The organism is uncultured Rhodoblastus sp. (genome assembly GCF_903903185.1).
Taxonomy (GTDB): domain Bacteria; phylum Pseudomonadota; class Alphaproteobacteria; order Rhizobiales; family Beijerinckiaceae; genus Rhodoblastus.
The window spans coordinates 1-14,203 of record NZ_CAIUXT010000044.1; the positions used below are offsets into that span (position 1 = coordinate 1).

Below are 14,203 nucleotides of genomic sequence, written 5' to 3' on the forward strand. Positions count from 1 at the left end.
GCCAATCTCCTCCAGCGCGTCACCAAAGTTCGAAAAGGCCAAAAACGGCGCGACGCGCCGAACAATTACGCGCGACCAGCGGCGCAGACCTCGTCTCCATCGGCCAGGGAGGCAACTCGCGGTGAATAGATCAGGCTAGCGGGCCTTCACCCAGCCCGCCTCTTTGCCGGAGCCGACGACCGTCTTCCCGAAGTATGCGGCGGCAGCGGAGGCGAGCGCCGCCGCGATCGCGAGCGACGATCCCAGACCGCTCGGCGTCGGGAAGATTGTTGTCGCCGCTCCACAGAGAGCGGCGACAACAATACAGATCAGCGCAAGGACATTCCAGAAATCCGATTCCAACTGCAGGTCGCGCGCCCGCTTCGCCCAGCCCCGGTAGTTCGCCCAGCTATCCTTCATCATAATCGTTCTCCTAGCGTCGCTTGCATCGACATTCTGTCGTTGACTCGATTGAGTTGTCGGCCGGTCGCCAAGGCCCGCTGTTCCGACCGAAACTTCGGCGTTTCGGCGCCATGAATGGCGCGCATCAGAAAGCCGCGGTTGAAGCCCGCAATGCAGCCCAAGCGATCGTCTTCCGGATTCCATGGCGTCCCGCGTTGCGGCCGGGTGGTTGCTACGGCAGAGGGCAAATTTTCGGATCGAGCCTGAATTGAGAATGGCTGGAGCTGTGGACTTCGTCCGCGTTCAGATTGCGGCCCGCTATTCGGCAGGCAAGCGTCTTCAGATCGGTCGGATTCACCTGGTACAGTTCGCTGTCGGCATCGGTCGAGGCAAACATCAAGCTGTCAGGACTGAATGGATTGGCGCAGTACTCGGTTTGATTGAGCGCCAGGCGCTTTCCATTCGGGCTAAACGAAACACAAAGCCCGACTGGCGCGTTGAGTAATGCCGAGGAGGTGGAGGGATCGTCATTAATCGAGCTCCACAGGCGAACAGTTCGGTCTTCATTCCCTGTAGCCAGCCACTTGCTGTCGGGGCTGAAGGCCAGCGAAAGGGTTCGCGCATTGTGGCCTCGGAGCACGAAGTCGCGGATCTCGATTGCTTTATCGTTGTTGTGGCTCGAATGACTGATAAAAAGAAGTGCCATAGGCCGGACCCAGTTTTGCCGAGACACCTTGAAATCCTCAAAATTTGTACCAGTTCAGACGACCGTGCAAGTCGAATAGTACAACTTATTTTTATTGTGATTCCCAAATTGACGCTACGGTGCCTGTCCGCGGGGCGGCGTCTTTGCTTTGCATCGATCCTCGCTGAGGGGAAACGGTTCTACTTCTGCCACGCCGTCACCAGTCTCCAGCAGCGCCAGCGGGCGAGATGTGGGCGAGATGGTATTTCGAGACATCGACGCAGATGGTATCATTCTGCATCTTTTCCGCGCCTCTACTTGCCATCCGGGGCTCTCCCCCGTGTATTTGTGCGTGTCTGGTACAGTGTCGATATCGCGTTCACGTTGCTGCACGAGACGAAGTAAGCGAGAGGGATGGAGGAGACAGCCAGACCACGACGCGATTGTCGACACTGGCCCGCGACGCGTGCGCGGCCTTCTGGGAAGGTCCGGACTTCCTGCTAAAGTGCTCGTTCAGCCAATGGCGGCAATCCGCCGAATGGAGCCATCGCCGCTAAAAAATCTACGGCCTCCGCCCGCCTTCCTCTCTCACAACCCGACCTCACACCCGAGGCATTCGAAACGGCAGCATCGCCTTGACGACGGGGTTTACAAAACGGTCGAGATCGAGGCTCTCGTGCGTCGAAATGGCGTCCTCGCCATCGACGCAATGCGCGATGCTGGAACGCGCGTAGAAGGGAGCGTCCCCCAGCGTCGCCAGCACGCGCGCCGGGCGTTCGCTTCGGGTGAGACTGCGCGAGCATTTTGCGCACGCACGGCTGCAGCCCGTTGCAAGACCCCGCCTGCCAATCTTAATCAGCCCGCCGGATTGGACGCGAGCGACGGCGAAAACGGATCAGGCCGCCGCGTTTTGAGCCCGCAAGCGACTTGCAAGAGCGCGCATGACGTTGAGCGCGAAATGCGGGGTTTCGCTGACCATGAACAAAAACTGTTTTTCCGTGACCGGAACGATTGTGACGTCCGTTGCGGCGGTAGCCGTCGCGCTGCGGGGCTGTTTGTCGATCAGCACCATTTCGCCAAAAATGCCATGATCGCCGATGGTCGCGAGCACCCGGCCGCCGCAGGAAATCTCAACCTGACCGTGTTCGACGACGAAAAGTTCGGTAGCGATGTCGCCTTCCCGAAAGATCGTCTCGCCTTTTTTGAACGCTCGGACTGGAATGCCGGCTCCTACAAGCATTTTGAATTGAACTTCGTTGTTCGACATTCGAGACCCTCACGCTTTGGGACGGAACCACACCCGGCTTAAGCGCCTTTAGTAGCGGTTTATTACATTTTGATGACGAGGCCAAAGCGCATCCGAATGGCGTTCTTTGCAACCTGGTCGCGGAGACCGACCGCCCGATGTCGGTGAGACAGGCGCGCTCGACGGCGCTGCGCTCGATCTTGCTCGGCCATTGATTCCGCGAGAAGTCGCAAGCGATCTCGTTGGTCCTTGCCGTCGCCAATGCAAAGTCGCCGGGGCGCCTCAATTCCGGCGGGGGCCGAAAGTCCGCTACGCGTCGAAATCATCGGCGCTACTTCATCAAACCCAAATTACCGCTCATGGCGCAACCTGCTCATTCGGCAATCGACCGGTGATTTCTCGCGGCCGGTCCTTCACGCTATGCCCGCTCCCCGCCGAATGGAGCCATCGCCGCTAAAAAAGCTACGGCTTTCGCCCGTCTTCCTCTCTCACCGCCGGCCCTCGCGCCCTTGGCATGCGGAACGGCAGCATCGCCTTGACGACGGGGTTGGCAAAACGGTCGAGATCGAGGCTTTCGTGCATCGAAATGGCGTCCTCGCCATCGACGCGATGCGCGATCCGCGAGCGCGCGTAGAAGGGCGCGTCCTCCAGCGTCTCCAGTACGCGCGCCGGGCGCTCGCTTCGGGTGAGGCGGGGCAGCCGCCAGAGGGTTTGCGGCAAGGGGACGACGCCCGGCGCCGGCCTTTCGACCCATTCGCCGCTTTCGGTGAAAATCAGGCTCAGCGCGGTTTGGCCGCCGCGCCGGTTTTCGGATTCGTAAAACACCCGCGTCCCTTCGCGCAGGCGCGCGCGCGACCAATGCCAGGAGCTAAAACCGGCTTCGAGCGGTTCATCGCCGCGATTGGTGTCGAAATAGGCGTGGCCGCGCCATTGGATCGCCGGGTGCTTCATCTCGACGCTGACGCGCGCGAGCGGGGCGATGGGGCGCCAGAAATGGCGCCCCTGCGACTCGAGTTCGAACGACTGGCGGTTGAGCGTCTCGGCATCGAGCCGCACCCGGCCGATCAGCCGGCGCGGCAAGGGCGCGCAAATCTCGTCGATGTCGATGTCGAGGCCCTGCCCGTCCCAATGCAGCGCGCTCGGCCCGACCGCGAAAGAATTCGTCGAACGCGCGAGCGCGCCGGCGCCGCGCTCGGTCATCGACCAGCGCGCGCCGCCGCCATAAAGTGCGACATTGATGGCGCAATGATCTTCCGGAGCGCGCCGGCCGCTCCAGGCGTAATAAGGCGAGAACACGCTGCCGACGAAGGCGATGATGGTCAGACCATGCTGTCCGTCGTCGCTGATGGCGTCGACGTACCACCAGACGTAGCCTCCCGGCGCGACGGGCGCAGCGAAGTCGGGTCCGGGCGCCACGACAGGTCCGAGAGCATCGCCAGCGCCGCCTGACGCCCCGACAGCGCCGCCATCGGTACGCCCGGACCCGGATGCACGCCCCCTCCCGCCAGATAGAGCCCCGGCAGCCGCGACCGCGCCCCCGGCCGCATGAACGAGGCTCTCCATCCGTGTGTCGCCGGGCCGTAGAGCGCGCCTCCCGTCGCCGGAAAGAAAGTGGCGAAATCCGCCGGCGTCGTCACCGCCCGCTGCGTCCAGGTCAGCCGGGCGCCGCAATCCTCCATCACCCGCATCGCCGCTTTTTCGCATCTTTCGATCTCCTGCCCGCCAAGCGCGTGGGGGCCCTCGGGGGGCGCGTTGATCAAACAGAACAGCCGCTCGGTTTCGCCCGGCTTGGTGTCGGCGTCGCCGCGATCGCCGGCGCAGACATAGACGGTCGGCCGCGCCGGCGCCCGTCCGCGTTTGAAGATCGCGTCGAATTCCTCGGGATAGTCGTCGCCGAAAAACACATTATGCCGAATGAGCGGCGCGCCCTCGATGCTGCCGACCCCCGCGAAGGTCACAGCCGACAGCGAGCGCGCGCCTGGCGGCGTCGGCTTGGCCGCCGCTTGCGCCTGCGGCCCCAGCAGACCCAAGCCCGAGACGTCGCCATTATACAGGATCGCGTCGGCTTCGAAACGCTTCCCGGAATCCGTGACGACGGCGCGCGCCCGCCCGCCCTCGACGACGAGACTCTCGACCCGCTCGCCGTATTGAAAACGCGCGCCGCGCGCTTCGGCGAATCCGGCGAGCGCCTCGGCGAGCTTGATCATGCCGCCTTCGACGTACCAGACGCCCTCGCGTTCGACATCGGCTACGAGCATCAGCGTCGCCGGCGCAAGGAACGGCGACGAGCCGCAATAGGTGGCGTAACGTCCGAATAATTGCCGCAGCCGGGGGTCGCGAAAATGCGCGCCGAGCGCCGGCCAAAGCGTCTGGAAGGGAGAGATCGCCAGGATGTCGCGCCAGCGCCGCCATCCGATCCGCGCCGCAAGCGAAATCGGATTGGGGCGCGAGGCGCGCATGTAGGAGCGATCGAGGGTCGCGTGAATGCGCGCCGCGCGCGCGGCGAAAGCGCGATAGCCTTCCGCCTCGCGCGCATCCGAAAAATCCCGGATCGCCGCGACATTGGCCTCGATGTCGGCGAACAGGTCGAGCCGCGAGCCGTCGGTCCAGAAGTGACGCGCCAGCCGTTCGGCGCGCGTCAGGGTCAGGTGATCGCGCAGCGCGCCGCCGCATTCCTCGAACAGGGATTCGAACACATCGGCCAGGGTGAACACGGTCGGACCGACATCGAGGCTCTGGCCGGCGACGTCTACCGAGCGGAGTTTGCCGCCGGGAGCGCCGGCGGCCTCGATCACCAGCGTGTCGAGACCCTGCGCGGCCGAAATCAGCGCCGCCGCCAGGCCGCCGACGCCGGCGCCGACGATGATGACCTTTGGCCTTTTCGCACCGGCTGGCCCTGTCGCCATGGTTGGCCTTCCCGCCATGGTTGGCCTTTTCGCCATCAGACCAACTCGAACTTCGCGCGAAAACGATTGACGCGAGGACAAAAATGTCAATATTATATTACACATTGGATGTCTAATAAAAAAGACAACGGAGGCGGGGATGCAGCAGGCGAAGCGCGTCGAAATGGCTCTGGAGATGGCTTTGGCGGAAGCGGCGGGACCTCGGTCGCCTCCGCTGCTCGCTGCGGCGCTGCGTTACGCCCTGTTTCCCGGCGGACACCGGATCAGGCCGCAAATCGTGCTCTCGGTTGCGCGCGCCTGCGGCGACGCCAATCCGGAGGGCGCGGACGCCGCCGCGGCGGCGATTGAACTGCTGCACAGCGCCTCGCTCATTCATGACGATCTGCCGGCCTTCGACGACGCCGGCACGCGGCGCGGGAAGCCGTCGGTGCATGTGCAGTTCGGCGAGCCGATCGCCGTCCTGGCCGGCGACGCGCTCATCATTCTCGCTTACGAGACGCTGGGACGCGGCTTCGCGACCGATCCGCGCCAGCTCGGGCAGCTGGTTTCCATCGTTTCGCGGGCGGTCGGCGCCCCGGGCGGCATTGTCGCCGGTCAGGCGTGGGAATCGGAGACCGCGATTCCGCTGGTCGATTATCAGCGCGCCAAGACCGGCGCCCTGTTCGCCGGAGCGACCCTCGCGGGCGCGGCGGCGGCGGGCTGGGATCCCGAACCGTGGCGCGCGCTGGGCGAGGCGATTGGCGAAGCCTATCAGGTGGCCGACGACCTGCGCGATCTTCTGTGCAGCGCGGAGGAGCTCGGCAAGCCCGTCGGACAGGACGAGCGCCGCGCGCGGCCCAATGCGGCGACGCAATTGGGGATCGGCGGCGCCAAGACGCGACTGACCGCACTCGCCGATCTGGCCGCGGACTCGATACCCGCTTGCCCCGGCGCCGAGGAATTGCGCGCGGTGATTCGCGCTCAGACCCGGCAATTGTTCCCGTCGCAACTCGCCCAGTTCGCTGCGTGAAATGACCCAATTCGCCGCCTCCGCGCGCGCCGGCGCAGGGTCGGTGGTGGACGCCTTTCGCCAATGGCGCAGGCGGATGATCGCCCAACCCGCCTTTCAGAGATGGGCGGCGGGATTCCCTTTGACGCGCAGCGTCGCGGAGCGGCAATCGGGCGCCTTGTTCGATCTCTGCTCCGGATTCGTCTATTCGCAAATCCTCGCGGCCTGCGTTCGCCTGAACCTGTTTTCGCGTCTGGCCGAAGGGCCGCGCCCCTGTGCGGCCCTGGCCGAAGAACTCGGTCTGACCGTCGAGGCGACGCGGCGGCTGCTTCGGGCGGCGGCGGCCCTGAACCTCGTCGAGCGGCTTTCCGACGACCGCTACGGTCTTGCCGACCTCGGCGCGGCCATGCTCGGCAATCCCGCGATTGAAGCCTTCGTGGAGCACCACGCTCTGCTTTACGCGGACCTCGCCGATCCCGTGGCGCTGCTGCGCGGCGAGGCGTCGACCCGCCTGTCCGGTTTTTGGCCCTATGCCGAGCGCAAGCCCGGCGATCCGCCGCTTGCCGAACCCGATCCCGAAACCGCTCGCGCCTATGCGCGCTACAGCGAACTGATGTCGCGTTCGCAGGCGCTCATCGCCGAGGACGTGCTCGAAGCCTTTCCGCCGCGCGGCCGGCGCCGCTGGCTCGATGTTGGCGCGGGCGAAGGCGCCTTTGTCGCGGCGCTTATGGCCAGGGCGCCCGACCTGGAGGCCATGATTTTCGATCTTCCACCCGTTGCCGCGCGGGCGCGCGCGGCGCTGGAGAAGCGCGGCCTATTGTCGCGGGTCGAGATTTTCGAAGGCGACTTTCTTGCCGACCCCCTTCCCAAGGGCGCGGATATCCTGTCGCTCGTTCGCATCCTGCACGATCACGACGACGATTCGGTCGCTGTCCTGCTCGGCCGCGCGCACGACGCGCTGGCGCCCGGCGCGACCCTGATGATTGCGGAGCCGATGGCGGGCGCGCGCGGCGCCGAGCGCGTCGGCGACGCCTATTTCGGTTTCTATCTCCTCGCCATGGGACGCGGCCGAGCCCGGTCCTCGTCCGAGATCGCGACGCTGCTCGACGCGGCGGGGTTCGATTCGGTCCGCGAATTGAAAACCCGACGCCCGCTTCTCGTCAGCGTCCTGACCGCGCGGCGGGTGTAAATTTAACTTGACGATTTAATTCGTCGGATTAAAGTTACAGTGGTGAAAATCAAGACGCGAGCAGAAGGTCCACGTCATGCAATCCGTCGCTGTTGTCATGGAAGAGCCGAGGCGCCTGAAGTTGGCGTCCCTCCTCCTTGATGAGCCCGGCCCCGCCGATGTGGTCGTCGAGACCCGTTGGTCCGGCGTCAGCGCCGGCACGGAGAAGCTGCTCTATTCCGGGCGCATGCCGTTTTTCCCCGGCATGGGCTATCCCTTGGTGCCCGGCTACGAGAGCGTCGGACTTGTCGTCGGCGCCGGCCCCGAATCGGGCCTGTCGGTTGGCGAGAATGTCTTCGTTCCCGGCGCGAAGTGCTTTGGCTCGGTGAGCGTGGTGCATGGCGGCTCGGCGTCGCACCTCGTCGTTCCCGGCGCGCGCGCCGCCCGTGTCGATCCCGCGCTCGGCGAAAACGGTGTTTTGCTGGCGCTGGCGGCGACGGCGTTGCACGCCGTAAAGGTCGCCGACCCGAGCGGCCCGACCCTGATCGTGGGCCACGGCGCCTTGGGTCGTCTGATCGCGCGCCTCGTCGTCGCGCGCGGCGGCGAACCGACTGTCTGGGAAACCAATCCGGTTCGCGCGACGGGCGCGGAAGGCTACGAGGCGCTCGCGCCGGAGGCCGATCCGCGGCGCGACTATCGGCACATCATCGACGCAAGCGGCGACGCCAAAGTGCTCGACGCGCTCATTCAACGGCTGGCGCGGCTCGGCCGGGTCACGCTCGCCGGCTTTTATGAAACCATCGGCTTTGCTTTCGCGCCGGCGTTCATGCGCGAGGCGGAAATTCGCATCGCCGCGCAATGGGCCCCCGGAGACGTCGCCGAGGTCATCGCCGAAGTCGATCGCGGTCGGCTTTCGCTTGACGAACTCATCACCCATCGGCGCGACGCGCGCGAGGCGCCCGAAGCCTATTCCATCGCCTTTGGCGACCCGTCCTGCGTAAAAATGGTCCTCGATTGGAGCACAATATGACAGTCTTGCTGAGCGAATCGGAAATCGCGAGCGGGCCGGGCGCCGAGGATGAAGGCGGCGCGCCGGCGCCGGCCAAGAAAACCACGCAGATCATTGCAATCTATGGCAAAGGCGGCATCGGCAAAAGTTTCACGCTTGCCAATCTCTCTTACATGATGGCCCAGCAAGGCCGCAAAGTGCTGTTGATCGGCTGCGATCCCAAGAGCGACACCACCTCGTTGCTGTTTGGCGGACGCGCCTGCCCCACGATCATCGAGACCTCGTCGCGCAAGAAGCTCGCGGGCGAGACCGTCGACATCGGCGATGTCTGTTTCAAGCGCGACGGCGTCTATGCGATGGAGCTCGGAGGGCCCGAGGTCGGTCGCGGCTGCGGCGGGCGCGGCATCATCCATGGCTTCGAACTGCTCGAAAAACTCGGATTCCACGAATGGGGATTCGATTTCGTGCTGCTCGATTTCCTCGGCGACGTCGTTTGCGGCGGGTTCGGTCTGCCGATTGCCCGGGACATGTGCCAGAAGGTCATCGTCGTCGGTTCGAACGACCTGCAATCGCTCTACGTCGCCAATAACGTCTGTTCGGCGGTCGAGTATTTTCGCAAGCTCGGCGGCAATGTCGGCGTCGGCGGCCTCGTCATCAACAAGGACGACGGCACCGGCGAAGCCGAGGCTTTCGCGGCGGCGGTCGGGATTCCCGTGCTGGCGGCGATTCCCGCCGACGAGGATATTCGGCGCAAGAGCGCCAATTACGAGATCGTCGGCAGGCCCGGCGGTCGCTGGGCGCCGCTGTTCGAGCAGCTGGCGGTCGGCATCGCCGAGTCGGCCCCGCACCGCCCGAATCCACTAAGCCAGGACGCACTGCTTTCCCTGTTCAAGGGCGAGGCGGTCGGTCGCGGCTACAAGCTTGAGCCGGCGACAATGGAAGACCTCTGTGGGCCTTCCCATGTCGCCAAGCCCTCGCTCGAAGTCGTCTACGACAGCATGTGAGGCGACAGTGGCGTTCGACGATTTCCCCAAAACTCCCTCCCCGATCGACGCGACGCGCGCACTCGCCGATTCGCCGGAAGCGGCAATCGGCGTGAACGCCGAGGCGGTAGGCAAGGACGGTCTGGGCTGCCACGCCGGGCGGGAGACGATGTTGGCTGCTGCGCGTCAGGCGGGCGCGGGCGAGACGCTCGCTCGTTACGCCAAGGATTACCCCGCCGGTCCGCACGATCAGCCGCAGAGCATGTGCCCGGCCTTCGGCTCGCTCCGCGTCGGTCTGCGGATGCGCCGCACCGCCACCGTACTCTCCGGCTCGGCCTGCTGCGTTTACGGCCTGACTTTCACATCGCATTTCTACGGCGCCCGGCGCAGCGTCGGCTATGTGCCTTTCAGTTCGGAAACGCTGGTCACCGGCAAATTGTTCGAGGACATTCGCGACGCGGTGTTCCAGCTCGCCGATCCCGAGAAATACGACGCGGTGGTCATTATCAACCTTTGCGTTCCGACCGCCTCCGGGGTGCCGCTGCGCCTGCTGCCAAAAGACATCAATGGCGTGCGGGTCATCGGCATCGACGTCCCCGGCTTTGGCGTGCCGACCCATGCCGAGGCGAAGGACGTTCTTGCCGGCGCCATGCTTAATTACGCGCGTTGCGAAGCCGAGCAGGGACCTGTGCAGTCGCCGCGCGCGCCGCGCGCGCAAGAGCCGACCATAACCCTGCTGGGCGAACTTTTTCCCGCAGATCCCATGCAGATCGCGGGCATGCTGAAGCCCCTTGGGCTGGCGGCCGGGCCTGCCGTTCCGACGCGCGAATGGCGAGAGCTCTATGGCGCGCTCGATTGCTGCGCCGTCGCGGCGATCCACCCATTCTATACCGCCTCGATCCGGGAGTTTCAGCTTGCGGGCCGGCCGGTGATCGGCTCCGCCCCGGTCGGCGTCGAAGGAACCGCCGCCTGGCTCGACGAGGTCGCAAAAGTTTGCAATGTCGATGCCTCCAGGCTGGACGCCGCCAAAGCAGCGCTGCTTCCCGCGATTCGCGCCGCGCTGTCGTCAGCGCCGATCCGGGGACGCGTCACGCTCTCCGGTTACGAGGGCTCCGAACTGATCGCCGGGCGCCTGCTGGTCGAAAGCGGCGCCGACCTGCGTTACGTTGGCACCGCCTGTCCGCGCACACCCTATTCGGAGGCCGACCGCGAATGGCTCGAGTCGAAGGGCGTCGAGGTGCGTTATCGCGCCTCGCTCGAACATGACCTCGCGGCCATGGAAGAATATGCTCCGGATCTGGCGATCGGCACGACGCCGGTCGTGCAGGCCGCCAAGAGCCGGGCGATCCCCTCGCTCTATTTCACCAATCTGATCTCGGCGCGTCCGCTGATGGGCGCCGCCGGCGCGGGATCGATCGCCGCCACGATCAATGCGGCGATCGGCAATCGCGCGCGTTTCGCGGAAATGCGGCAGTTCTTCTCGGGCGTCGGCGAAGGCTTCGCCGCGGGCGTCTGGCGCGAGGCTCCGAAGGATCGGCCGGAATTTCGGACCAAGCGCCGCAAGGCGACCGTGCCCACGATTCGGGAGGACGGCGCATGCTAGTTCTCGATCATGACCGGGCCGGCGGCTATTGGGGCGCCGTCTATGTCTTTACCGCCGTGAAGGGTCTGCAAGTCGTCATCGACGGTCCGGTCGGCTGCCAAAATCTGCCGGTCACCTCGGTGCTCCATTATACCGACGCGCTTCCGCCCGAGGAGTTGCCGATCGTCGTGACGGGCCTCTCCGAAGCGGAACTCGGCCGCCACGGCACCGAGGCGGCGATGACCCGGGCCCACAAGACGCTCGATCCCGATCTGCCCAGTGTCGTCGTCACCGGTTCGATCGCCGAAATGATCGGCGGCGGCGTGACGCCCGAGGGGTCCGGCCTGCAACGTTTCCTGCCGCGCACCATCGACGAGGATCAATGGCAGTGCGCCAATCGCGCCATGTTGTGGCTGTGGAACGAATATGGCCCCAAAAAAGCCAGGCCGGCCAAGCGCGAGTCGGGCGCCAAACCAAAGGTCAATATCATCGGCCCGTGCTACGGCGTTTTCAACATGCCTTCCGATCTCGCCGAGATCGTGCGGCTTTGCGAAGGGATCGGCGCCGAGATCAATCTGGTCTTCCCGCTCGGCGCGCATCTCGCCGAAATTCCCCGGCTGGCCGAGGCCGACGTCAATATTTGCCTCTATCGCGAATTCGGCAGGGCGCTCTGCGAAGCGCTCGACAAGCCTTATCTGCAAGCCCCGATCGGCCTGCATGGCACGACCAAGTTCCTGCGCGCGCTGGGCGCGTTGACAGGGCTCGATCCCGAACCCTTCATCGAGCGCGAGCGCCATACGACGATCAAGCCGATCTGGGATCTCTGGCGTTCCGTCACCCAGGATTTCTTCGGCACCGCCTCGTTCGGGATTGTCGCCACCGAAACCTATGTGCGCGGCATCCGGCGCTTTCTCGAAGACGAGTGCGGCATGCCCTGCGTGCTCGCCGTGGCGCGCAAGCCGGGCGAGAAAACCGATAACGCCGCCTTGCGCGAAACCCTGCGGTCGAGGCCGCCGCTCGTCGTGTTCGGCAGTTATAACGAGCGCATGTACCTCGCCGAGGCGGGCTCCCGCGCCACCTACATCCCGGCCTCGTTTCCGGGAACGGTCATCCGGCGGCATACCGGAACCCCTTTCATGGGCTATGCCGGCGCGACCTATCTCGTGCAGGAAGTCTGCAACGCGCTGTTTGACGCGCTGTTTCACATCCTGCCGCTCGGCAGCGAAATCGATCGCGTCGAGGCGACGCCCTCCAGGCTGCATCGAGAACTCGAATGGAGCGCGGAAGCCAGAGCAAGGCTCGACGAACTTGTCGAAGCGGCGCCGCTGGTGGCGCGTATCTCCGCCGCGAAGCGCCTGCGCGACGCGGCGGAGCGGGAAGCCCGCCGAGCCGGGGAAGTTCAAGTCAATCTCTCGCGTCTCGAACGCGCTGGGGAACTCACGAGCTAGCGCGTAGAGCGCTCGCTCGTCTCAAAGGGAGACGATCAATGAAACTGGCTGTCCACCCGGTCTCAGCGATAAGCCAAGAAGATATTCCCTGGCGCGTGTTCTACGGACTGCTCCTGGTCCTGATGGTAATTTTCGGCGGGCTGAAAGCTCTGTCCACCCGTTTCCTCGCGGAGACGGAAGAGAGCCGGCCGACAACCAACTCGTGGCTCGCGGAAGCGCGCTCACAAGCCTCTATCGCGACTTCGTATGCGCTTATGGCGAAATCGTCGTTGCAATCTTCCGGGCGGGAAAACCGTCAGGAACGCCGGTCGAGACCCTGAAAAGTCGAGACGAATCCTGCCGCGTAAGGCGTGCGCGGTAACCTGAAGGAGGTCAAAAAAATGGCCGATGACAGATCATCTTTGTCCGGATTGACGGATGCTGAGGCCAAGGAATTCCACACCTTGTTCGCCTCCAGCTTCATCGCGTTCACCATCATTGCAGTCTTCGCGCACATCCTGGTTTGGTTGTGGCGCCCCTGGATCCCTGGAGCCAAGGGTTACGCGTTGCTCGATGGCGCCGCGACGGCGGTCAATCACGCAATCTCATTGATCGGGTAAGGGGAGAGGCAAATGTATAAAGTATGGCTGCTTTTCGATCCCCGTCGTGCACTGGTTGCGCTCTCAGCCTTCCTGTTCGTTCTGGCGCTGATCATCCACTTCATCCTGCTCAGCACGGATCGGTTCAACTGGCTCGAAGGCCATGCGGTCAAAGTGGGTCAGATCGCGCAGACGGTTTTGGTCGTCTGAATTTTCCGACTGGCGGGATTCACCCGCATCTCGGGCGGACGCTTCGGCGCCCGCCTGTATCAGAAATCTTCAACCACATGTCGTTTGAGGGGCGCCGACCATGGCGATGCTCAACTTTGAAAAAAAGTACCGCGTGCGGGGCGGTACGCTCCTGGGCGGAGATTTGTTCGACTTCTGGGTCGGACCTTTTTACGTCGGCTTCTTCGGTGTCACCACCCTCATCTTCTCCGTGCTTGGCACGGCGATGATCGTCTACGGGGCGGCGCTTGGCCCCACCTGGAACATCTGGCAAATCAACATCGCGCCGCCGGACCTCAAATATGGTCTGGCTCTCGCGCCCTTGAAGGAAGGCGGGATCTGGCAGATCGTGACCGTCGCCGCGACCGGCGCCTTCGTATCCTGGGCGTTGCGCGAGGTCGAGATCTGCAAGAAACTGGGCATAGGCTACCACGTTCCATTCGCCTTCGCCTTCGCGATTCTGGCCTATGTGACCCTGGTCATCATCCGCCCGATTCTTCTGGGCGCATGGGGACACGGATTTCCCTATGGCATCCTCAGTCACCTCGATTGGGTTTCGAACACGGGTTACCAGTATCTCCACTTCCACTATAACCCGGCGCATATGCTCGCGATCTCCTTCTTCTTCGGGACCGCCTTCGCGCTCTCCCTGCACGGCGGCGTGATCCTGTCGGCCGCCAACCCGAAACCCGGAGAAACCGTCCGTCCGACCGAATACGAGGATTGGTTCTTCCTGGATTCGATCGGCTATTCGATCGGCACGCTCGGCATTCATCGGCTCGGCCTGTTCCTGGCTCTGTCCGCCGTGTTCTGGAGCGCTGTGTGCATCGTGATCAGCGGTCCGTTCTGGACCCGCGGATGGCCGGAATGGTGGAACTGGTGGCTCAACCTGCCGATCTGGCGCTAAGAGCGTTCGGTGAACTAAAGCTTCACCGAACACGCTCCAGAGTTTTGCTTTGCCGCGTTTCTTTAACGCGAACCGGCATCCACTTCGCAATTAA

At 64.3% G+C, this 14,203-nt stretch carries 16 protein-coding genes; 10 read left to right on the forward strand and 6 right to left on the reverse strand.

From position 1 onward, the window contains the following. Positions 1-135: 135 nt before the first annotated feature. From QZY01_RS03610 to crtD, 6 genes are all read right to left on the reverse strand, one after another. A complete protein-coding gene (locus QZY01_RS03610) occupies positions 136-402 on the reverse strand; it encodes a hypothetical protein (RefSeq protein WP_294533461.1) in 267 nt (88 codons plus the stop codon). Between the two features lie 211 nt (positions 403-613). Beyond that, positions 614-1,087: a hypothetical protein gene (locus tag QZY01_RS03615; protein WP_294533464.1), complete on the reverse strand. Its 474-nt coding sequence runs from the start codon at positions 1,085-1,087 to the stop codon at positions 614-616. 580 nt (positions 1,088-1,667) lie between these two features. After that, the gene (locus QZY01_RS03620) at positions 1,668-1,829 is read right to left on the reverse strand and encodes a hypothetical protein (RefSeq protein WP_342394871.1); all 162 of its coding nucleotides are present in this window, start codon (positions 1,827-1,829) and stop codon (positions 1,668-1,670) included. Between the two features lie 132 nt (positions 1,830-1,961). Beyond that, positions 1,962-2,333: a Crp/Fnr family transcriptional regulator gene (locus QZY01_RS03625; RefSeq protein WP_342394872.1), complete on the reverse strand. Its 372-nt coding sequence runs from the start codon at positions 2,331-2,333 to the stop codon at positions 1,962-1,964. Between the two features lie 441 nt (positions 2,334-2,774). After that, the gene (locus QZY01_RS03630) at positions 2,775-3,728 is read right to left on the reverse strand and encodes a carotenoid 1,2-hydratase (RefSeq protein ID WP_294533468.1); all 954 of its coding nucleotides are present in this window, start codon (positions 3,726-3,728) and stop codon (positions 2,775-2,777) included. Next, the gene (gene crtD / locus QZY01_RS03635) at positions 3,632-5,218 is read right to left on the reverse strand and encodes a 1-hydroxycarotenoid 3,4-desaturase CrtD (protein WP_294533473.1); all 1,587 of its coding nucleotides are present in this window, start codon (positions 5,216-5,218) and stop codon (positions 3,632-3,634) included. Before crtD ends, QZY01_RS03630 begins: the two co-directional genes overlap by 97 nt. A 139-nt stretch (positions 5,219-5,357) precedes the next feature. On the opposite strand from crtD, the gene QZY01_RS03640 reads away from it, so the two are divergent. The 10 genes from QZY01_RS03640 (at position 5,358) to pufL (ending at position 14,109) form a co-directional block, all read left to right on the forward strand. Further along, positions 5,358-6,227, forward strand: coding sequence for a polyprenyl synthetase family protein (locus QZY01_RS03640; RefSeq protein ID WP_294533475.1), 870 nt, complete (start codon positions 5,358-5,360; stop codon positions 6,225-6,227). A gap of 76 nt (positions 6,228-6,303) precedes the next feature. Beyond that, positions 6,304-7,395: a methyltransferase gene (locus QZY01_RS03645; RefSeq protein ID WP_294533554.1), complete on the forward strand. Its 1,092-nt coding sequence runs from the start codon at positions 6,304-6,306 to the stop codon at positions 7,393-7,395. Positions 7,396-7,471: 76 nt separating this feature from the next. After that, positions 7,472-8,404: a chlorophyll synthesis pathway protein BchC gene (gene bchC / locus QZY01_RS03650; protein ID WP_294533478.1), complete on the forward strand. Its 933-nt coding sequence runs from the start codon at positions 7,472-7,474 to the stop codon at positions 8,402-8,404. Next, positions 8,401-9,387, forward strand: a complete 987-nt coding sequence (locus tag QZY01_RS03655; RefSeq protein ID WP_294533480.1) for a chlorophyllide a reductase iron protein subunit X — start codon at positions 8,401-8,403, stop codon at positions 9,385-9,387. Before bchC ends, QZY01_RS03655 begins: the two co-directional genes overlap by 4 nt. A gap of 91 nt (positions 9,388-9,478) precedes the next feature. Further along, positions 9,479-10,969, forward strand: coding sequence for a chlorophyllide a reductase subunit Y (bchY, locus tag QZY01_RS03660; protein WP_294533559.1), 1,491 nt, complete (start codon positions 9,479-9,481; stop codon positions 10,967-10,969). Further along, the gene (bchZ, locus tag QZY01_RS03665; protein ID WP_294533483.1) at positions 10,963-12,396 is read left to right on the forward strand and encodes a chlorophyllide a reductase subunit Z; all 1,434 of its coding nucleotides are present in this window, start codon (positions 10,963-10,965) and stop codon (positions 12,394-12,396) included. The genes bchY and bchZ overlap by 7 nt, the downstream gene beginning before the upstream one ends. 38 nt (positions 12,397-12,434) lie before the next feature. Further along, positions 12,435-12,716, forward strand: a complete 282-nt coding sequence (locus tag QZY01_RS03670; protein WP_294533486.1) for a hypothetical protein — start codon at positions 12,435-12,437, stop codon at positions 12,714-12,716. 60 nt (positions 12,717-12,776) lie between these two features. Further along, a complete protein-coding gene (gene pufB, locus QZY01_RS03675; protein WP_294533488.1) occupies positions 12,777-12,995 on the forward strand; it encodes a light-harvesting antenna LH1, beta subunit in 219 nt (72 codons plus the stop codon). Between the two features lie 12 nt (positions 12,996-13,007). Beyond that, positions 13,008-13,184, forward strand: a complete 177-nt coding sequence (pufA, locus tag QZY01_RS03680) for a light-harvesting antenna LH1, alpha subunit (RefSeq protein WP_294533491.1) — start codon at positions 13,008-13,010, stop codon at positions 13,182-13,184. Between the two features lie 100 nt (positions 13,185-13,284). Further along, positions 13,285-14,109, forward strand: a complete 825-nt coding sequence (gene pufL / locus QZY01_RS03685; protein WP_294533493.1) for a photosynthetic reaction center subunit L — start codon at positions 13,285-13,287, stop codon at positions 14,107-14,109. Positions 14,110-14,203: the final 94 nt, after the last annotated feature.

Bases quoted from the DNA above. Each gene is read 5' to 3' on its own strand.
- QZY01_RS03610 (WP_294533461.1), bottom strand. From the start codon at position 402: ATGATGAAGGATAGCTGGGCGAACTACCGGGGCTGGGCGAAGCGGGCG.
- QZY01_RS03615 (WP_294533464.1), bottom strand. From the start codon at position 1,087: ATGGCACTTCTTTTTATCAGTCATTCGAGCCACAACAACGATAAAGCA.
- QZY01_RS03625 (WP_342394872.1), bottom strand. From the start codon at position 2,333: ATGTCGAACAACGAAGTTCAATTCAAAATGCTTGTAGGAGCCGGCATT.
- crtD (WP_294533473.1), bottom strand. From the start codon at position 5,218: ATGGCGACAGGGCCAGCCGGTGCGAAAAGGCCAAAGGTCATCATCGTC.
- QZY01_RS03640 (WP_294533475.1), top strand. From the start codon at position 5,358: ATGCAGCAGGCGAAGCGCGTCGAAATGGCTCTGGAGATGGCTTTGGCG.
- QZY01_RS03645 (WP_294533554.1), top strand. From the start codon at position 6,304: ATGATCGCCCAACCCGCCTTTCAGAGATGGGCGGCGGGATTCCCTTTG.
- bchC (WP_294533478.1), top strand. From the start codon at position 7,472: ATGCAATCCGTCGCTGTTGTCATGGAAGAGCCGAGGCGCCTGAAGTTG.
- QZY01_RS03655 (WP_294533480.1), top strand. From the start codon at position 8,401: ATGACAGTCTTGCTGAGCGAATCGGAAATCGCGAGCGGGCCGGGCGCC.
- bchZ (WP_294533483.1), top strand. From the start codon at position 10,963: ATGCTAGTTCTCGATCATGACCGGGCCGGCGGCTATTGGGGCGCCGTC.
- QZY01_RS03670 (WP_294533486.1), top strand. From the start codon at position 12,435: ATGAAACTGGCTGTCCACCCGGTCTCAGCGATAAGCCAAGAAGATATT.
- pufB (WP_294533488.1), top strand. From the start codon at position 12,777: ATGGCCGATGACAGATCATCTTTGTCCGGATTGACGGATGCTGAGGCC.
- pufA (WP_294533491.1), top strand. From the start codon at position 13,008: ATGTATAAAGTATGGCTGCTTTTCGATCCCCGTCGTGCACTGGTTGCG.
- pufL (WP_294533493.1), top strand. From the start codon at position 13,285: ATGGCGATGCTCAACTTTGAAAAAAAGTACCGCGTGCGGGGCGGTACG.